A 16,795-nucleotide genomic window follows, 5' to 3' on the forward strand; every position below is an offset into this window, starting at 1 on the left:
ATAGACATATTACGATCGATGAAATCTGCCCGCGAAGAACTTTCTTAAATTGTACGCGCACGGAACCGGAGGGCGCGGGAGCGGAAAGCCCGGCACCAAGGCCGGGCTTTCGTTGCGGCTAGCCAGAGCTCGGCGGCGGAAACGCGGGCGGAACGGCCCGCGCGGCGCTTTCGGCGTCAGCTCACCGGTAGCATGAAGGCGTCGAAGAACGAGGCCAGCCCGGCAAAATCGTTGAGCGGCAGCACGGTCGCGACATACTGGTCGGGCCGCACCACGACGATGCAGCCGGCCGCCCGATCGATGCCGCGCATCGTGAAGACGTCGTGGCCGCTCTTGAGATCCGGGCAGAACATCTTCTCGTAGTCGTACAAGCCGTAACGGCCTTTGCTCGGGAGCAACATCGGCGGCATTGCCTCGATGGCGAGCTCGCGATGGTCCTGCTGAAACACCGCGCGCAGATCGATCACGCTGTCGATGTCAGCTCCAACAGGCGTATATCGACGGATAGGTGACTTCCGGGATTCCGCGAGGAAATTGCACAAGGCACGAATGGCCGAGCCCGACGCTGCGGGGTTCTCGTCGGGCGAGAACGCGTAGATGCGGAAGCGGCCATCGGCCCGTGCGGCATGGCCGAGATGTACCGGCTTGGCGTCCGCCAGCCGGACCACCGGCGCGGAATGGAAGCGCGTGCCGATAATGAGGCCCTGCGCGAGGTGCTGATGCGTGGCCGCGCCGGTGAGCATCGAGGGCCTGTAATGCGTTGCCGTGCCCGCGGTAAAACGTCCGTGCCGGACGAAATAGTCCTGCGTTTTGGCGGCATCGGCGCCGCCGGCCTTGGCGGCGGAGGCGAGGATATCAGCCCATTCGCGATCGAAATCGATCAGCTCCTTCGCGACTGCCCGGCGCTCGGCCGAATAGGAATGCAACAGGCTTGGCGCGCACTGCCTCCGCAGCACGGCGGCGAGCTTCCAGCCGAGATTGAAGGCATCCTGCATCGATACGTTCATGCCCTGCCCGGCCTTCGGGCTGTGGGTGTGGCAGGCATCGCCGGCGATGAAGATGCGCGGCTGGCGCGTCTCGATCTCGCCCTCCGGCACGTCGTCGAACTTGTCGGTGAGGCGCTGGCCGATCTCGTAGACGGACCACCAGGCGATCTCCTTCACCTCGAGCCGATGCGGCTTCAGGACCCGCTGCGCTTTCGCAATCACGTCATCGGCGGTGATGTTGCGATTGGCAACGCGTTCACCGACATCGAGCTTGGCGAGCTCGACATAGATGCGGACCATGTAGCCGCCTTCGCGCGGAATGATCAGCAGGCTGCCGTCCTTGGCCGACTGGATCAGCGACTTGAAGCGGATGTCCGGAAAATCGGTCACGGCCAGCACGTCCATCACGCCCCAGGCGTGGTTGGCGGAATCACCGTGCAGCTCGCGCCCGATCGACTTGCGCACCGTGCTGCGGGCGCCGTCGCAACCGACGACGTAGCGGGCCTTGATCGTCTCGACCTTGCCCTCGTTCGCGGCATCGACGCGTTCGAGGCGCACGGTCACGGCATGATGGTCAGCGCCGGCGGCCGGATCAACATTCACATCAAGCACGCGCCGGCTGTAATACGGCGCGAGCTTCGCCGGCGATTTGCGCATGACGTCGAGAAAGCAATCATGGACGCGCGCCTGGTTCAGGATGAGGTGCGGGAATTCCGACAGCCCGTCCTCGACGTCCTGCACCCGGCCGCTGCGGACGATCTTTTCCGGCGCCGCTTCATCCGGCTTCCAGAACGTGGTCTCGTTGACCCAACAGGCTTCCTTCAGCACACGCTCGCTGAAGCCATAGGCGTGGAACATCTCCATGGTGCGGCAGGCGATTCCGTCGGCCTGACCGACCAGCAGGCGGTCCGGCTTCTGCTCGACGATGCAGGTTCTGATGTCGGCGAATTGCGCGAGCTGGGCGGCGAGCGTCAGGCCGGCCGGCCCGCAGCCGACGATGAGGACATCGACCTCGCCAGGCACGGCGCCCGCCGCTCCCGATGCCTGAACGCGCGCGGCAGGATCGGCGATTTCAGGGTCGCCCGGCTGAAATCCATTGAGATGGAACTGCATGAGCACCTCTCCCGCCAAATTCTGTTTCTTATTGATCAGTATGCTGACTATCAGTATACTTGTCAATGATCCGCACCGCTCTGCCCCGGAGGAGATTTCGGTGAAAGACAACAACGACATGCCCGGACATCTGGCACGCCGCTTCCAGCAGATCTCGGTCGCGGTGTTCCTGGCCGAGGTCGAGGACGCCGGCTTCGATCTCACTCCGGTGCAATACGCCGCGCTTGCAACCATCAAGGCCAATCCGGGGCTCGATCAGGTGACGCTCGCCGGATTGATCGCCTACGATCGCACCACCATCACCGGCGTGATCGATCGCCTCGTCCAGAAGGGCCTCGCGGAGCGGCGCCCCTCCAGCCGCGACCGCCGCGCGCGTGAGCTCGAGATCACCGACGAGGGCCGCCGCACGCTGCGCAAGATCACCCCGGCCGTCGAATCCGCGCAGCGCATCATGCTGCGCGGCCTCAGCGCGAAAGAGAGTGAGGAGCTGATGCGGCTGCTGCGCAAGGCGATCGCCGCCGGCAACGAGCTCAGCCGCGCGCCGCTGCGCGATGCGCAGCTCTGATCTCGGACCATGTCCGTAATTGTCGCAGCGCACGAAACCAGGAACTAACCTTCGGCTGCTAACCTCGGCCGCATTGGGGCGCTTAACGCGCGATTAACTTTGCGGGGCGGAGTTTCGGATGTTCAGGTTCCTCGTTGTGGCCGCGGCCGTCGCGCTCTCGACCGTTCAGGCGGTCGCAGGGGGCCATGGCGGCGGCGATCCTCCTCCGCCGAAGGTCGAGGCGCCAACGGCTCCCGCGAAGGTCATCCTGACCAAGCAGGGGCCCAAGCTCGTCGATCTCAACGGCATGACGCTCTACTATTATGAGCGCGACACCACGGGAAAGACGTCGAACTGCAACGGCAAGTGCATCGAGAGCTGGGTGCCGCTCGCCGCAACGGCCGACGCCAGGGCCGTCGGCGACTTCACGGTGATCAACCGCAACGACGGCAGCAAGATGTGGGCCTACCGTTATCGCCCGCTCTACACCTCGCCCGCCGACAAGGCGCCGGGCGACGCCAACGGCAACGCCACGACGCTGCAATGGCGGGTCGCCCGGCCTGAGAACTAGAGCGTGACAACGCACCTAAACTCGAACTGACCGGCGCAGACCTCAGCCGCGCCAGCGCCCGCCCGCCGCGGCCTGCGCGCTCTGCCCCGGCGGCAGCACCACGACCATCGAATTGAGCTTCACCCGGTCGTAGAGATCGATGACGTCCTCGTTGCGCATCCGGATGCAGCCGGACGAGATCGCCTGCCCGATATATTCGGGCTGGTTGGTGCCGTGGATGCGATAGAGCGTGTCCTTGTTGCCGACATAGAGATAGATGCCCCGCGCGCCCAGCGGATTGGCGGGACCGCCGGGAACGCGCGCGGGATAGGGACCGAGCCGCGCCTGGATATCCGCGGTGGGGACCCAGTCCGGCCATTCCGCCAAACGGCCGACCCGCGCGACGCCGGAGAACGCCATGGCTTCCTCGCCGACCGCAACGCCGTAGCGGATCGCCTTGCCCTCGGGCAGCACGTAATAGAGGTAGCGCGCGTCGGTATCGACCAGGATCGTGCCCGGCTGCTCCTTGCGGTGGTAATCGACGATGTGACGCAGATATTGCTGGGGCACGTTCGCCTTGGCGTAAGGCGCGTGCGCGAGCAACTGACGGTCGCGCGGCGTCATGCTCGCATCCGTCGATGGCGAAAGTGTCGTCTGCATGCAGCCGCCCAGCGGCAGCAGGGCTGCGACGAACAAAACGAGTAGAGATCTTGGCACCGCCGGCCCCCCGATAGCGGAATAACGACGCCCCCGCCGTCACCAGATATTGCCAAAATCGTGCTGAAAACAAGGCGGTGCAGGAACACATGCGCGTGTTCGGCAAATTGGGTTCCATCACCACAAAGGGCGGAAGAGTGTCGCATCATCTCCATCCCCTCGCCTTGCTTTGGTCAAACCCGGCTGGACTCGTGCGACATGGGGACCGGGTATGGCCTCACCTCGGATCACCCCCGCGCCAATGCGGATGCCTTAACCTCGAACACTGGGCTTCAAAGGAGCTGCGATGCTCGCGACGCTGAACGCCAAGCAAATCGTCGATGAGATCGTGAAAGACACGGTCAAGGACAACGATCCTCACGACGCGGTCCAGATCTCGCCCGAGATCGTGCGGGCCTCGCGCCCCGCCAGCGTGTCGCCTGCGCTGGCGCCAGAGATCGCGCCGCGTCCGGAGCCCAGGTTTGCCCCGGAACCCAAGTTTGCCCCGCAGCCCAAGGTCACGCCGAAGTTCACTCTGGAGCCGGCGCGCGCGCCCGAGCCAAGCATCAACGTCGTCTACGGAAAATCCACTGCGGCACCGTCGATCGACACCGCTGTCCGCGTCACGTCCAGCGATGGTCCCGTGATGAAGAAGCGGTCCTCGGTCGGCAAGTGGCTGCGCGGGGCGTTCGTCACGTTCCTGCTTGCCGGCGCCAGCGTGGCCGCCAGCATCGCCTGGGAGAAGCACGGCGACACAGCAAAGCAGTTACTGGCCGAATGGACGCCGGTGCTGACCTCGCTGCTCCCGACGACCTCGTTGTTGTCTGCGACACCGCAGCAAAGCGCGCCGGTCGCCGCCGCCCAGGCTGCGCCGCCCGCAGCGGAAGCCACGCCCAACCAAACCGCAGATCAAGCTGCGACGCCGCCCGCGGCTCAGCTAGCTGCGACTGCGCCCGCGGCACCACAGTCGGTCGACGCGGCGCAATCGGTGCAATCGATGACACGCGATCTCGCCGCCATGGCGCAGCAGATCGAGCAGCTCAAGGCCAACATCGCCGAGTTGAAAGCCGGACAGGAGCAGATGGCGCGTGAGATGGCGAGGCCTCCCGCACCGAAGCCGGTCACCGAGGCGAGGCCGCCGGTCGATCCGCGCGCGCGCGCAGCCGCGCTCCCGCCGCAGCCTGCGGCGGCGCCGGTTCGCAAGCCCAAGCCGCCTGTAACGCGGACCTACATGCCGGCCTCTTCGCCCGCGCCGCTCGCGCCTTCGCCGCCGCTATCGCAGGCCGCCGCCGCCACGCCGCCGGCTGCGCCGACCACGACGACGCAAGCCGTTGCTGATGACGACGGACCTATCGTGCGTCCGCCGATGCCGCTGCGCTAGAGCATGATCCGAACCCGAAGGGCCGCGTAAGCGCAAAGTGCGCAGCGGTTTTCCGAAACGATCATGCTCAAACAACAACAACCTGAAGCGCGATGACGATTCATCCTGATCGCATCGCGCTTTAGAGCAACGACGCAGCCTTGCTGTCACGCGCTCACGCACGCTGTCCGAGTCGATGTGAAGCGTTAACTCCGGGCGATTACGGTGAGCGACGTCTCGCTCAAGAGAAAAGGCCGTCGGGATCTATGCCGGCGGCCTTCTCTTGCAGCTGCCGGTTCCCGGAGCCCGGTTCTGCTGCAATTCCATGCCTAATGATCGCGCGGGTATATTTAATAAACTCTTAACGAGCCCGCACGTTGCACATCATTTCTGCGCCATAAGCCCAGAGATTGCGCGCTCTGTTCATTCGATAGATGTCGACTCAGTGGTACCATCCGACATGTGTTGAGACTTGCACTGAAGCTCAGATCGTCACACCGGGGAATTCGGATGCCCTACTATTCTTTCGATCTCGTGGTTGGTGGTGAGTTCAAGAACCAGGGTGGAATCATCCTCGAAGACATCGAGGTTGCCTCCGATCGCGCCGACCAATTGGCTTGCGAGCTGTCGCAGGTAAAGCCCGAACTACAGCAGAAAGGTTGCGCGGTGCGCGTCACCGATCGCGATCACAACGAGGTCTATCGCACGCCGCTCGATCCGGTGCCGGCCTGGCAGCGCTAGGCTAATCCAGCACCGGCGCCTCGAACCAGTTCGTCAGCGACAATCCGCCGTCAACGACGAAGGCTGCGCCGGTGACGTAAGCGGACAGCTTGTTCGACAGCACCGTGAGCGCCATCGGTGCGAGATCCCCGGCCTCACCGAGGCGTCCGAGCGGAATGTGCCGCGCCAGCGCGGGATCGGCGACGAACCCGCCGGCTGCGATCGCGCCGGGGACCAGCGCGTTGACGCGGATGTCGTAGCGTCCGAGCGTCTTGGCCAGCTCCTTCACCAGCATCGCCATGGCGGCCTTTGCCGTCGAGTAATGCGCCAGGTTGCGCGGCGTGCCCGCATGTAGCGAGGTCAGAAACAGGAACGAGCCCGGCCGCTTCGCCGCGATCAGCCGCTTGGCGAGCCCGCGCGCCAGGTGAAAGCCGGCATCGAGATTGACGGCATGCATCTCCTGCCAGGTGTTGCGATCGACTGCGAGCAAGTGATCCGCCTCGCGCCGCGGCGGCGAGGCGCTGTGGACCAAATGCGTGACCTCGCCCAGCGCGGAATGCGCTGATGTCAGCAGCTCATCGCAGGCCTCGAGGCTGGCAAGATTGCCGACCCAGGGCACGGCGAGACCTGGCCTCTCGCTCGCGCCGATCGCGGCACGCACCCGCTCCGCGCTGACATCCGCGAACACGGTGCGGACGCCCTCGCCGACCAGGCCGAGCGCGATCGCGCGGCCGATGCCGTTGCCTGCGCCGGTGACGAGCGCGGTGTCGCGTGTGGGATCGAACGGCGTGCTGAACAGGCTCATATCGCGCTCCGATGCTGGGGAGCGCAGGTTAGCCTACTGGGCCGATCGGCGACAATTGTGTCCCGATCCCATTGCCGAGCGGCGCGCCGGACGCTAGCCTCTCGATAAAATGGAGGAGGTCCCAGGGATGCGCACCGGTTTTCTGATGACGGGCCTGTTGCTGTTGGCCGCGCCGGCCCTCGCGGGCGATGCGCCGCCGCGATCGACCTATGTGACGATGGTCTTGCAGGCCTTCGCCGCCAAGGTCGAGTGCCCCAACACCGATCTCGCCTATCAGGACCTCGTGCAGAGGGCGCAGCAGATGCACCTGCCCGACGGCACCACCGAGAAGGTGCGCAAGGCGATCGCCTGGCTGCATACCGGCGGCAAGATGGGCGAGAAGCAGGACGATGACCTGATGGCGGAGGTCGCGATCGCGACCCAGGCGACCGACATGGACCAGCGCCGCCTCGGCATGTCCGGCTGGTGCGAAGCCCAGAAGACCAATCTCGCCGGCCTGATCCGCAGCAAGGGTGGCTAGCGCGCCGCCCCGTTAAGCACGCCGCGACGGAACCTCTGCCGCGGCCCAAAATCGTCATAATTTTTCACAGCATGCGGCCTCTTTCCGAATTCGAACAGGAGGTCCTCATGCGGAGTATCCATTTCGTTTTCGCCGGCGCGATTGCAGCCGCCGCGGTGCTGACTGCGCCCGCACTGGCGAGAAATTCCGACGCCCAGAAGGGCGGGGAAAAGTCCACCTCGCCGTCCTGCAGTGCCTATCAGCAGGCGCCGGACGGCTCGTGGGAACCCCTGCCCTGCAAGGAATCGGGCGAGCGCGCGCAGCCGCAGACACAGAACCGCAATTCGTCCCAAGGCGCCGATCGCGGCGAGCGTTGAAACTCGCGCGTTCGAGTGTCAGCTCTGATGCGGGCCGCGCATGATCTTCATGGCGTCCACGATGTGACGCCATTCCCTGGCCTCATCGGCCTCGCCGCGGCCCTCGCAGGCCTGGGCCTGCTCAGCGGCCTTCGCGATCGCAGCAAAGCCGTGCTGTTCGAGCATCTGCCGGGCAAGTGTATGGACCTGGACCTCGGACATCATGGGCGCTCTCCCGTCTGACCTGCCGCGGTGCAACGCTGCCGCGGGTGGTTCACAACGATCGAGGCGCGGGGCGCGTTCCGTCCAATCGATGTGAACGGCAAGACAAAGGCGGCCCGCCATGCCCGGCGGACCGCCTTCGCACCCACCCCAGAATCGGGAGTCTGCGGCCGCGTCCCCTACGCGACCGCCACCTTCTTGCCCTCGAAATCGTTGGGCACCTCGATGTCGACCTCGAGGGTCGAGACCTCGTCGCCGCGTTCAAGCCGGACGATGACCTTGGTCGGGTCCAGCATCACATGTTTGGACACGACAGCGAGAATTTCCTCACGCAGCACACCGAGCAGATCGGGCTGGCCGCGCATTCCACGTTCATGGGCAAGCAGGATCTGCAGCCGTTCGCGCGCGACGGGTGCTGTGGCCTTCTTGCCGCGGAGGAGTCGAAGCAGACCCATGCTCATGCAGCCCTCCGTCGCAGCAGCCGGTCCATAAATCCTCTGCGCTCGGCAGGAACGTGCATTGTCACGTTCTCGCCGCAGAGGCGCTTAGCGGCGTCCATATAGGCTCGTGCCGGCGCTCCATCGGCATTCGACAGAGTCACAGGCGTGCCGACGTTGGAGGCCTTCAACACGTCCTGGCTCTCGGGGATGATGCCGAGCAAGGGCGTGGCAAGGATCTCCAGGATGTCGTCGATGGTCAACATCTCGCCGCGCGCGGCGCGCGAGGGATCGTAGCGGGTGATCAGGATGTGCTTCTCGACGCGCTCGCCCTTCTCGGCCCGCACCGTCTTGGAATCGAGCATGCCGATGATGCGGTCGGAATCGCGCACCGAGGAGACTTCCGGATTGGTGACGATCACGGCCTCGTCGGCGAAGCGCATCGCCATGGAGGCGCCGCGCTCGATGCCGGCCGGGCTGTCGCAGATCACCCAGTCGAACCGGCTGCGCAACTCGGCAATGACCTTGCCGACGCCCTCCTCCGTCAGCGCGTCCTTGTCGCGGGTTTGGGACGCCGGCAGCAGCCACAAATTCTCCAGCCGCTTGTCCTTGATCAGCGCCTGCGGGAGTTTGGCGACGCCCTGCACCACGTTGATGAGATCGAACACGACGCGGCGTTCGGCGCCCATCACGAGGTCGAGGTTGCGCAGGCCGACGTCGAAATCGACGACGACCACCTTGTCGCCGCGCTGCGCCAAGGCAGCTCCCAGCGCGGCGGTCGTCGTGGTCTTACCGACCCCGCCCTTGCCTGATGTCACGACCAGTACCTTACTCATCTGAAATGTCTCCTTTGCTGGTCAGTTCAGTGCTGTAATTCGCATGGTATTCCCCTGCAGCCAGGCCTGCGCCGGCTTGCCGCGCAGGGCCTCGTCGATGTCCTCGGCGGTCTGATAAAATCCGTCGATTGCAAGCAGTTCGGCCTCGATCTTCTGGCAATAGATGCGCGCGCTGGTGTGTCCATTGACGCCCGCCATGGCGCGGCCGCGCAGCGCGCCGTAGACGTGGATGGAGCCGCCGGCGACGACCTCGGCGCCCGAGCCGACCGAGCCGAGAATGGTGACGTCGCCTTCCGGGAAGATCACGGTCTGGCCCGAGCGCACGGGGTTTTCAAGCAGCAGCGACGTCGGCTTGGTCTCGACCTTCGCTTCGGCCTTCTTCGGCGCGCTCGGCTCGACCACGCAGCTGCGTCCGCCCGACAGCAGCGGCGGCATCATCGGCGTCAGCCTTCCCTCCTCCACGCCCTCGATGCCGAGCACGCGGATGTTGCGGTCCTGCAGGCTGGTGAGCAGATGGCCGATGCCGGCCTGGCTGAGATCGACCGAGGACAGGTCGATCACCACCGGCCGTCCGGCGAAAAAGCCGGGCGAGCGCGCAATCGTGGCGTCGATCTCGTGCAGCCAGTCCTGGACCGGAACCGTCGGCGTGAACACGAAAGCCACATAGGAGCGCCCGCGCAGGCGCACCATCTGACGTTGGACCTTTGCTGCAGCCTCCATGGCGGCCGACTCGTTCCCTGTTATTGAATGGTTAACGATGCGGCCGATATGGTTAATGGCTGGTTAATGTCTCCGCGCAGTTACGTGAGTGGATGCGCGGTCCCGTAGCCTGGATAGAGCCAACGGTCGGCGCGAAAGCGCCGCCCGTTTGTGCAATCCGGGTCTCGCGCATCACCCGGCACTCTCCCGGATTGCGCTGCGCTCCATCCGGGCTACGAAGCTGGGCGCGGCGTAAACACCGCGCCCTCGCCTCTTCCGCTCAGGTCTTGCTGCGCGTCTTGCTGAGCAGATAGTTGTCGTAGAAATTCTCCGCGATCTGCGTATAGAACAGCACCTCCTTCATATACGCGTCGTGGCTCTCCTTGGTCCGCTTGAACAGGTCGCTCTTGGCGGCGAGCTCGTTCAGATGGTCCTGAGTCGCATTGTAGCAGGCCTCCAGCACCGGTTGCGGGAACGCCTTCAGCTCGGTGCCGTTCGCAATCAGCCGCTTTAGCGCACCGGGGTTCACGCTGTCGTATTTCTCGAGCATCCACGCACCGGCCGCCGCGCCCGCCTGGTTGACGATCGCCTGATATTGCTTAGGCAGCGAATTCCATTTCTCGTCGTTGACGATCATGTGCAACATGGCACCGCCTTCCCACCAGCCGGGGAAGTAGTAGTATTTGGCGACCTTGTAGAAGCCGAGCTTCTCGTCGTCGTAGGGACCGACGAATTCGACCGCGTCGATCGTGCCCTTCTCCAGCGCCGGATAGATATCGCCTCCCGCGATCTGCTGCGGGACGACCCCGAGCTTTGCCAGCACATGGCCACCCATGCCGGCGATGCGGAATTTCAGGCCCTTGAGGTCGTCGACGGACTTGATCTCCTTGCGGAACCAGCCGCCCATCTGGGTGCCGGAATTGCCGCAGAGGATGGCGTGCGCCTTGAAGGGTTTGAGCGCTTCGTTGGTGAGGTCGGCGCCGCCCCCGAAGTGCCACCATGATTCCTGATGCCGATGGTTCATGCCGAAGGGCGCGCCGGTGGCATAGGCCAGCGCCGGCTCCTTGCCGATGTAGAAATAGAGCGGGGTCTGCGCCATCTCGACCGATGCGGTGCTGACTGCATCGAGCGCCTGCAGGCCGGGAACGATCTCGCCGGCGGCAAACGTCTGGATCTGGAATTTGTTGTCGGTCGCCTCGGCAACATATTTCGCAAATGTCTGCGCCGTGCCGTAAATGGTGTCGAGCGATTTCGGGAAGCTCGACGTCAGGCGCCATTTGATCTCGGGCATGCTCTGCGCGATCGCAGGGGCCGCAACCAGCGTGGTCGCGCCGGCGACCGCACCACCTTGGAGGAATGTACGGCGTTTCATGATGGGTCTCCCTTGAACTCAGCGTCGAATGGATGGCCTGGGCCACGGTTTCTTGGCGAACCGTTTGCCCGTTCCGGGAGCGGAGTTCAAGCGACGGAAAAGAAAGGTCGGGCTTGCACCGGATACCGTGGACCAGCTGGACCTAGCATGTCGCGGCGGACCCGCCCGCTCGGCCCGGCCTCGCCTCAGGCGGCCGCTGCTTCCTCGTACAGGCCGGCGATGAAATCGCTGAACGTCGGTGCTAGCGGCAGGACATAGCCCCATTGATCGGACATCGCCTGCGCCAGTGTCCAGGGCTTTTCGTATTCGGCCATCTCGTGGTCCATGAACCAGATCTCGCCGAAATGGGCCTTGTCGATCGTCATGCAGATCGGATTGCCGCCGTGGTCGCTCATGATCCACAACAGCTCATCGACGGTCGGCCATTGCGGCGTCTGGCGCGTCTGCACCAGCGAGCACTCGTCGGACCGCAATCCCAGGACCTCCTGCACCGAACCCGCCCAGTCCCCATGCGGCCAGTTGAAGTCGGCGCCCCCCTGATGATAGCCGCCGGCGCAGGCCAGCAGGAAGCGGCGATAGTCGTCCGGCAAGCGACAGCCGATGGACGTCTCGAAGGCGGTGAGCGCGGCTTCGGTTGGTTGCTCCGCGCCAACGTCGATGCCTGCAATGAATTCTGCCAATTTCATATTCCCTCTCCCTGGCGCGGACGCGCAAGCCTTCGTCGCACCCGCCTTGCAGTGGGTTCGAGGGCGACGGATCAGGCCAGAGGGAGAGATTCTCTCAGAGCAGCTTGGCGCTGACGAACAGCGCGCGCACGGCGTTGGTTGCCTGCACCGCCAGCATGGCGTTACCGGCGGCGCCTTCCAGGGCCGCGACGGCGTCCTCGTGCAGCGAGCGAAATTCCATCCACTCGACCGATTTGAAGTTGGTCAGGAATTGATAGGCCTGGCCGACGGTCGCGATCGCCAGCGTGTCGCCGTTCAGCTTGATCTTGAACGTCGTACGCAGCGGGGTTTCGGAATTGGATGGATCGCTCATGGGCTGCTTCTGGACGAGGACGGCTTAACGAAGGGGAAACGGCAGCCCCGCCGTCGCAGGCGAATATCAGGAATCGGTGCTCGCGCGCTGCGAGGCGGTCGCCGCGCCGCGCAGACTCGGCACCACGACCAGGCGGTTGAACTCGCCATTGTCGTAGGCCTTGATGAACCGATCATAGTCCTTGATCGAGACGCAGCCGTTGGAATCGCCGCGCGGCCCGAGCAGGTAATTGTGCGTGAGCAGCCCGACGCGGCCGAGCGCGCTGGTGCCTTCGACCGGGGTCATGCGCAGCGCACGGACGCCGTGGAACGGCTTTTCGCGCGGCTTCAGATCGTAGATCGCCGGCGGCGTCGCGCCGACCATCCGCCGGTCGACATGGTCAGGATTGTCCATCAGCGCGCCCAGGCCGGAATGGGCTTCCAGCGCCACGCCGCTCGGCAGATAGACCGCCTTGGCCGAGATGTCATAGACCGCAGTGCGCGAATCGTAGCCGAGCGCGGCGAGATCCGGCCCCCTGCCGAGCAGGCCGTCGCCGGGCGTCAGCGAGGCCAGCTTGATCTTGTCGGTGAATTTTTCGAAGAAATTGCGGTTGTCGACCCTGAGATTGGTGTCCGCATAGGCCTGGCTGGAGGCGATCTGAGCGGAGAAGTCCGCCTGGACCGGACGCGCGCGCGGCATGGGGATGGCGTCGGCGCGCTGCGAGCGCCTCGCCTCCTCGGTCATGTACCGGTCGTCCTCGCTCAGGATCGAGCGCCAGTCGTCGCCTTGGAGCTTCTGGGCCAGCATCGCCTTGGCATCCCGCAGCTTGAGCTGGGCCGCATTCACCGCGGAGCGCTCCAGCACCCGCAGACCAAGCTCGCGCGGCGACGGGCCGGCCGAGGCCGAGGCGAAACGGTCCTCGAATGAGGGGGCATTGGCCGGCGGCAACGCCGCGGAGACCAGCGGGGTCGAATCGCTGATATCGGCGACCCACGCGGCGGCGCCGAGCGCCAGCGCCATCGCGGCCACAGACAGCAGAATCGTTTCAGCCCGCCCGACACGGCGGCGCGACAACAGCCTCTCGGCGTGTGCTGCGTCGGAAACCATCAGATCCCCAAATCGACCCCCGGGGGCTTACCCACCCCCACCCGGAGAGACTCTATACCAGCTACCACATTGGGAGCCAAAAGTTAGGCATAATCGGGGCCGCCAAGGCCCTCCAAAGGTATCCCCTAAGGTATCCAATGACCGATCCGTTCGATCTCGATCGCTTTGTCCAGGCCCAAGACCCGGTCTATGGCGACATCTTGGGCGAGCTGACTAGGGGCCGGAAGCAGACTCACTGGATGTGGTTCATCTTCCCCCAGGTCGCAGGTCTCGGCGCCAGCGCCATGTCGCAGCGATATGCCATCGGCTCCCGCGCGGAGGCCGAGGCCTATCTCGTCCACCCTATCCTGGGCGGCCGACTGATCGAATGCACCAGGCTGGTGCTCGCGGTCGAGGGCCGGACCATCAACGCGATCCTCGGCGCGCCGGATGACGCCAAATTCCGCTCGTCGATGACGCTGTTCGGCGCGGTCTCCGACGAGCCCGTCTTCGATCAGGCGCTCGCCCGATATTTCGCAGGCGAACGCGATGGCGCTACGCTGGATATCCTCGAAAGGCCGGATCAGGCTCGGCATTAGCAGGCGCCGATCAACGTCCTTGGAAGACGGCCGCGCGACGCTCGATGAAGGATTGGATGCCCTCCTTGGCGTCGGCACTGCCGAGCACACGATCGCGAATTTTCGGGATGTAGGCAATCGCAGCCGCTTCGCCAGCTTCGACATAGTTCGCCGCCGCTTCCTTGGTCACCTGGATGCCGAGTGGCGCATTGCGCGCGATCATGGCGGCGAGCGTCATCGCCCGCTCGATCTGCTCGCCTGCAGGCACGACCTCCTGGACGAGACCGATCGCGTGCGCGCGCTGCGCCGAAAACTCGTCGCAGAGGAACAGATGATACATCGCATCGCCCCAGCCGGCCCGCGATAGGAAGCGGAAATGCGCGCCGCCCAGTGGTGCGATGCCGCGCCTCGCCTCCATTTGGCAGAAACGTGCATCGTCGGCCGCAACCACGATGTCACCGGCGAGCATCAGCTCGATGCCGATGGTGTAGACGATACCCTGCACTGCCGTCACGATCGGCTTGCGGCAGCGCTTGTTGAGCCCGAACGGGTCGACATTGCCGTCCTTGGTGTTGCGCTTCTCCGCGGTGGGACCGAAGAATTTGGGCATATCGAGACCTGCAGTGAAATCCCCGCCCTCGGCGCAGACCACGCCGACGCGATAGGCCTCGTTGTGGTGCAATTCGGTGAGTGCATCGGACAATTGCTCCATCATCGCAGGCGTGAACGCGTTCTTCTTCGCGGCGTTGGCGATGATGATTTTGAGGACGTGGCCGTGCACCTCGGTGCCGATCTGACCTTCGCTCATGTGCTCGTCTCCCGATTGTTGGTGTTGGCAGCAAGTCAGGCCGGCTGCTGAAGCGCCGCGCGGATCGCCTCGATCCGGGCCGGCGTGAACACGCCGGAATCCAGCAGCTGAAGGATCGAGAGCACCCCGCCGCGCGATCCCCAGCTTCCCTCATCGATGATCTCGAAATTGACCCACCAGGTCGGCGACGGCGCCGGCATGCCGCAGGCCTCCGCAAGCCGCGCCAGCACGTTGCGGATCACCTCGGCGCGCACCTCCGCCGGCCAGGCCGCGTTCATGACGGCGATGTTGACGGTGATGATGTCGCGCGGCTTGTCCTGGTCGCACAGCAACCGGCCGCCGATCGCCATGCTGTCGGACGGAAGGCCGTGGAAATGCACCTGAAACCCCATTCGGGCCGCCGGCGCCCTGTGGCCGACCTCGGGCTCGAGCACGGCGTCGGTCAGGCTTTCCGCAAGCTGCCGGCGCTGCGGCAGGCCGAGCCGTCCGGCCGGTGCGGTGACGGTAATGATGGTCAAATCGGCACCTCTCCACGAATATGACACTCGTCATATCTCAGCGCGGCTTGCGTATGTCAAGTGTCATAGTCTAGATGGAGATGGCCAATTGCAGGATTCCCGATGACTGCCACCACACGCGACAGGATGATCGCCGGCGCCGCCGACCTAATGAGCCGCCGCGGCGTCAACGCCACCAGCATGCGCGACGTGGTCCGCCACACAGCGACGCCGCGCGGCTCGATCAGCCACCACTTCCCCGACGGCAAGCCGCAATTGATCGCCGAAGCCGTGACCTTCGCCGGCCGGCAGGTATCCATTCCTCTGGAGAAAGCCATGAACGAACGCGGCGTGATCGGCGGCCTCAAGGCTTTTGTCGCATCATGGCGCCGCCAGTTGGAGGCAACCGGCTTCGAGGCCGGCTGCCCTGTGCTCGCCGTGGCGGTCGATCGCTATGTCGGTGAGCCCAGCGACAAGGACGACGCGGCCGCGCAGCAGCACCTGCTCGACCTCGCCGACGGCGTGTTCGCCGATTGGCGGCGGATCATGCAAGCAGCCTTGTTGCGCGAAGGACTGGCTGCCGAGCGCGCCGAGCGGCTTGCAACGCTTGTCGTCGCCTCGATCGAAGGCACGGTCGCGATGTGCCGTGCCAGCCGCAGCGCCGACGCGCTCGATCAGGTCCAGGAGGAATTGGAGATCGTCCTCGCAGCCGCCCTCGCCCGCACAAGCAAATAGATTGGAGACGCGCAATGGACTTGTCCCGACAACGCGAACTCGCCCGTCAGCTCGCCGATTTGCGTCGCGAGGGCCGGCAACAGAGCGGCCTCGACGAACGGCTGGTCCCACCGGATGCGGACACGGCGTACCAAGTCGCGCAGATGGTGGAAGAAGAACTCGGCTGGGATGTTGTCGGCTGGAAGATCGCGGGCATGAAGTCCGGGCTTCAGCGTCAGCTTCGCATCTCCGCGCCGATCTATGGGCGGGTGTTCGCGCCCCTGATCAAGAGTTCGCCCGCCAGCGTCGAGCATGCCAGACAATGCAGCCCGATCCCTGAAGTCGAGTTCCAGGCGCGTCTCGGCGCCGATCTGCCGCCGCGCGCGAAGCCCTATACGGTGGACGAGGTCGGCGACGCCGTGGTCTCGTTGCATCCCGGCATCGAGCTCGCCGAGTGCCGCTTCATTCACGATGCGGCGTTTCCGCCGATGCCGGCGATCATGGCCGACGGCTCCGGATCAGGAACGATCGTGCTCGGAGAGCCCATCGCCGACTGGCGCAGCCGCGACGTCGCCACTCAAGATGTCGTCCTGAATTGCAACGGCATCGAGAGACGCCGCGGCTCCGCTGCAGAGGCGATTGACCATCCGCTGGTGCCGCTGGCCTGGCTTGCCAACGAGCTGTCGCGGACCGGCATCGGTCTCAAGGCCGGCCAGACGATCAGCACGGGCACGCTGACCGGTATGCTCCGGCCCAAGGCTGGCGAGACCTACGTTGCCGATTTTGGTCCGCTGGGATCGGTCAGCGCGACCTACAGCTGAGCCGGCCAGGGAGCGTAAACCGCAGATTAACATGGCCGCCCTATCGTCCGGGCAAAATACTTCTCCGTTATTTGCCGGA

The 16,795-nt window shown here is 64.9% G+C and carries 22 protein-coding genes; 9 read left to right on the top strand and 13 right to left on the bottom strand.

Annotated elements, in window-relative coordinates; genetic code table 11:
• Positions 1-176: 176 nt before the first annotated feature.
• Complete coding sequence (locus I6F36_RS07640) at positions 177-2,099, bottom strand: FAD-binding monooxygenase (RefSeq protein WP_225141733.1); 1,923 nt, start codon at positions 2,097-2,099, stop codon at positions 177-179.
• 100 nt (positions 2,100-2,199) lie between these two features.
• Between I6F36_RS07640 and I6F36_RS07645 the strand changes: the two genes are divergently transcribed.
• Positions 2,200-2,664 carry a MarR family transcriptional regulator gene (locus I6F36_RS07645; RefSeq protein ID WP_225125612.1) on the top strand — a complete coding sequence of 155 codons (465 nt, stop codon included), beginning with the start codon at positions 2,200-2,202 and terminating at the stop codon, positions 2,662-2,664.
• 118 nt (positions 2,665-2,782) lie between these two features.
• Entirely contained in the window at positions 2,783-3,214 is a 432-nt protein-coding gene (locus I6F36_RS07650; protein ID WP_036000243.1) for a hypothetical protein, read from the top strand.
• Between the two features lie 42 nt (positions 3,215-3,256).
• Here the strand turns inward: I6F36_RS07650 and I6F36_RS07655 are convergent, their stop codons facing one another.
• Positions 3,257-3,853: a L,D-transpeptidase gene (locus I6F36_RS07655; protein WP_167361659.1), complete on the bottom strand. Its 597-nt coding sequence runs from the start codon at positions 3,851-3,853 to the stop codon at positions 3,257-3,259.
• Positions 3,854-4,196: 343 nt separating this feature from the next.
• Here I6F36_RS07655 and I6F36_RS07660 point away from each other — a divergent pair, with 343 nt between their 5' ends.
• Entirely contained in the window at positions 4,197-5,270 is a 1,074-nt protein-coding gene (locus tag I6F36_RS07660; RefSeq protein WP_225171238.1) for a hypothetical protein, read from the top strand.
• 489 nt (positions 5,271-5,759) lie between these two features.
• Positions 5,760-5,990 carry a hypothetical protein gene (locus I6F36_RS07665; RefSeq protein WP_057029028.1) on the top strand — a complete coding sequence of 77 codons (231 nt, stop codon included), beginning with the start codon at positions 5,760-5,762 and terminating at the stop codon, positions 5,988-5,990.
• Position 5,991: 1 nt separating this feature from the next.
• On the opposite strand, the gene I6F36_RS07670 is transcribed toward I6F36_RS07665, so the two are convergent.
• Positions 5,992-6,774 carry an SDR family NAD(P)-dependent oxidoreductase gene (locus I6F36_RS07670; protein ID WP_036000254.1) on the bottom strand — a complete coding sequence of 261 codons (783 nt, stop codon included), beginning with the start codon at positions 6,772-6,774 and terminating at the stop codon, positions 5,992-5,994.
• 127 nt (positions 6,775-6,901) lie between these two features.
• Between I6F36_RS07670 and I6F36_RS07675 the strand changes: the two genes are divergently transcribed.
• Complete coding sequence (locus I6F36_RS07675; protein ID WP_036000295.1) at positions 6,902-7,294, top strand: hypothetical protein; 393 nt, start codon at positions 6,902-6,904, stop codon at positions 7,292-7,294.
• Between the two features lie 107 nt (positions 7,295-7,401).
• Positions 7,402-7,650 carry a hypothetical protein gene (locus I6F36_RS07680; RefSeq protein WP_025035957.1) on the top strand — a complete coding sequence of 83 codons (249 nt, stop codon included), beginning with the start codon at positions 7,402-7,404 and terminating at the stop codon, positions 7,648-7,650.
• 18 nt (positions 7,651-7,668) lie between these two features.
• Here the strand turns inward: I6F36_RS07680 and I6F36_RS07685 are convergent, their stop codons facing one another.
• The 8 genes from I6F36_RS07685 to I6F36_RS07720 form a co-directional block, all read right to left on the bottom strand.
• Entirely contained in the window at positions 7,669-7,854 is a 186-nt protein-coding gene (locus I6F36_RS07685; protein ID WP_036000257.1) for a hypothetical protein, read from the bottom strand.
• Positions 7,855-8,030: 176 nt separating this feature from the next.
• The gene (gene minE, locus I6F36_RS07690) at positions 8,031-8,312 is read right to left on the bottom strand and encodes a cell division topological specificity factor MinE (RefSeq protein WP_036000260.1); all 282 of its coding nucleotides are present in this window, start codon (positions 8,310-8,312) and stop codon (positions 8,031-8,033) included.
• Positions 8,309-9,124 (bottom strand): septum site-determining protein MinD, encoded by an 816-nt coding sequence (minD, locus tag I6F36_RS07695; protein WP_036022837.1) that lies wholly within the window; start codon positions 9,122-9,124, stop codon positions 8,309-8,311. Before minD ends, minE begins: the two co-directional genes overlap by 4 nt.
• Positions 9,125-9,145: 21 nt before the next feature.
• On the bottom strand, positions 9,146-9,844 hold the full coding sequence (gene minC / locus I6F36_RS07700; RefSeq protein ID WP_036022835.1) for a septum site-determining protein MinC: 699 nt from the start codon (positions 9,842-9,844) through the stop codon (positions 9,146-9,148).
• 259 nt (positions 9,845-10,103) lie between these two features.
• Positions 10,104-11,195, bottom strand: coding sequence for a TRAP transporter substrate-binding protein (locus tag I6F36_RS07705; RefSeq protein WP_225171239.1), 1,092 nt, complete (start codon positions 11,193-11,195; stop codon positions 10,104-10,106).
• 185 nt (positions 11,196-11,380) lie between these two features.
• Positions 11,381-11,881, bottom strand: coding sequence for an SMI1/KNR4 family protein (locus tag I6F36_RS07710; RefSeq protein WP_036022833.1), 501 nt, complete (start codon positions 11,879-11,881; stop codon positions 11,381-11,383).
• A gap of 94 nt (positions 11,882-11,975) precedes the next feature.
• On the bottom strand, positions 11,976-12,233 hold the full coding sequence (locus I6F36_RS07715) for a hypothetical protein (RefSeq protein WP_036000273.1): 258 nt from the start codon (positions 12,231-12,233) through the stop codon (positions 11,976-11,978).
• Between the two features lie 66 nt (positions 12,234-12,299).
• On the bottom strand, positions 12,300-13,250 hold the full coding sequence (locus tag I6F36_RS07720; RefSeq protein ID WP_225142044.1) for a DUF2778 domain-containing protein: 951 nt from the start codon (positions 13,248-13,250) through the stop codon (positions 12,300-12,302).
• A gap of 206 nt (positions 13,251-13,456) precedes the next feature.
• On the opposite strand from I6F36_RS07720, the gene I6F36_RS07725 reads away from it, so the two are divergent.
• A complete protein-coding gene (locus I6F36_RS07725; protein WP_225141713.1) occupies positions 13,457-13,897 on the top strand; it encodes a DUF1810 domain-containing protein in 441 nt (146 codons plus the stop codon).
• A 10-nt stretch (positions 13,898-13,907) separates the two neighbouring features.
• On the opposite strand, the gene I6F36_RS07730 is transcribed toward I6F36_RS07725, so the two are convergent.
• Positions 13,908-14,684 carry a crotonase/enoyl-CoA hydratase family protein gene (locus tag I6F36_RS07730; protein ID WP_036000278.1) on the bottom strand — a complete coding sequence of 259 codons (777 nt, stop codon included), beginning with the start codon at positions 14,682-14,684 and terminating at the stop codon, positions 13,908-13,910.
• 35 nt (positions 14,685-14,719) lie between these two features.
• Positions 14,720-15,202, bottom strand: coding sequence for a tautomerase enzyme (locus I6F36_RS07735; RefSeq protein ID WP_225141711.1), 483 nt, complete (start codon positions 15,200-15,202; stop codon positions 14,720-14,722).
• Positions 15,203-15,328: 126 nt separating this feature from the next.
• On the opposite strand from I6F36_RS07735, the gene I6F36_RS07740 reads away from it, so the two are divergent.
• The gene (locus I6F36_RS07740) at positions 15,329-15,916 is read left to right on the top strand and encodes a TetR/AcrR family transcriptional regulator (RefSeq protein WP_225125616.1); all 588 of its coding nucleotides are present in this window, start codon (positions 15,329-15,331) and stop codon (positions 15,914-15,916) included.
• Between the two features lie 14 nt (positions 15,917-15,930).
• Positions 15,931-16,716 carry a 2-keto-4-pentenoate hydratase gene (locus I6F36_RS07745; protein WP_225128566.1) on the top strand — a complete coding sequence of 262 codons (786 nt, stop codon included), beginning with the start codon at positions 15,931-15,933 and terminating at the stop codon, positions 16,714-16,716.
• Positions 16,717-16,795: the final 79 nt, after the last annotated feature.

Source organism: Bradyrhizobium sp. BRP19 (assembly GCF_020194195.1).
In the GTDB taxonomy this organism is placed as follows: domain Bacteria; phylum Pseudomonadota; class Alphaproteobacteria; order Rhizobiales; family Xanthobacteraceae; genus Bradyrhizobium; species Bradyrhizobium yuanmingense.

Bases quoted from the DNA above. Each gene is read 5' to 3' on its own strand.
- I6F36_RS07715 (WP_036000273.1), bottom strand. From the start codon at position 12,233: ATGAGCGATCCATCCAATTCCGAAACCCCGCTGCGTACGACGTTCAAG.
- I6F36_RS07675 (WP_036000295.1), top strand. From the start codon at position 6,902: ATGCGCACCGGTTTTCTGATGACGGGCCTGTTGCTGTTGGCCGCGCCG.
- I6F36_RS07705 (WP_225171239.1), bottom strand. From the start codon at position 11,195: ATGAAACGCCGTACATTCCTCCAAGGTGGTGCGGTCGCCGGCGCGACC.
- I6F36_RS07685 (WP_036000257.1), bottom strand. From the start codon at position 7,854: ATGATGTCCGAGGTCCAGGTCCATACACTTGCCCGGCAGATGCTCGAA.
- I6F36_RS07640 (WP_225141733.1), bottom strand. From the start codon at position 2,099: ATGCAGTTCCATCTCAATGGATTTCAGCCGGGCGACCCTGAAATCGCC.
- I6F36_RS07745 (WP_225128566.1), top strand. From the start codon at position 15,931: ATGGACTTGTCCCGACAACGCGAACTCGCCCGTCAGCTCGCCGATTTG.
- I6F36_RS07730 (WP_036000278.1), bottom strand. From the start codon at position 14,684: ATGAGCGAAGGTCAGATCGGCACCGAGGTGCACGGCCACGTCCTCAAA.
- I6F36_RS07680 (WP_025035957.1), top strand. From the start codon at position 7,402: ATGCGGAGTATCCATTTCGTTTTCGCCGGCGCGATTGCAGCCGCCGCG.
- I6F36_RS07725 (WP_225141713.1), top strand. From the start codon at position 13,457: ATGACCGATCCGTTCGATCTCGATCGCTTTGTCCAGGCCCAAGACCCG.
- minC (WP_036022835.1), bottom strand. From the start codon at position 9,844: ATGGAGGCTGCAGCAAAGGTCCAACGTCAGATGGTGCGCCTGCGCGGG.
- I6F36_RS07740 (WP_225125616.1), top strand. From the start codon at position 15,329: ATGATCGCCGGCGCCGCCGACCTAATGAGCCGCCGCGGCGTCAACGCC.
- I6F36_RS07655 (WP_167361659.1), bottom strand. From the start codon at position 3,853: ATGCAGACGACACTTTCGCCATCGACGGATGCGAGCATGACGCCGCGC.
- I6F36_RS07650 (WP_036000243.1), top strand. From the start codon at position 2,783: ATGTTCAGGTTCCTCGTTGTGGCCGCGGCCGTCGCGCTCTCGACCGTT.
- minD (WP_036022837.1), bottom strand. From the start codon at position 9,124: ATGAGTAAGGTACTGGTCGTGACATCAGGCAAGGGCGGGGTCGGTAAG.
- I6F36_RS07710 (WP_036022833.1), bottom strand. From the start codon at position 11,881: ATGAAATTGGCAGAATTCATTGCAGGCATCGACGTTGGCGCGGAGCAA.
- minE (WP_036000260.1), bottom strand. From the start codon at position 8,312: ATGAGCATGGGTCTGCTTCGACTCCTCCGCGGCAAGAAGGCCACAGCA.
- I6F36_RS07670 (WP_036000254.1), bottom strand. From the start codon at position 6,774: ATGAGCCTGTTCAGCACGCCGTTCGATCCCACACGCGACACCGCGCTC.
- I6F36_RS07665 (WP_057029028.1), top strand. From the start codon at position 5,760: ATGCCCTACTATTCTTTCGATCTCGTGGTTGGTGGTGAGTTCAAGAAC.
- I6F36_RS07660 (WP_225171238.1), top strand. From the start codon at position 4,197: ATGCTCGCGACGCTGAACGCCAAGCAAATCGTCGATGAGATCGTGAAA.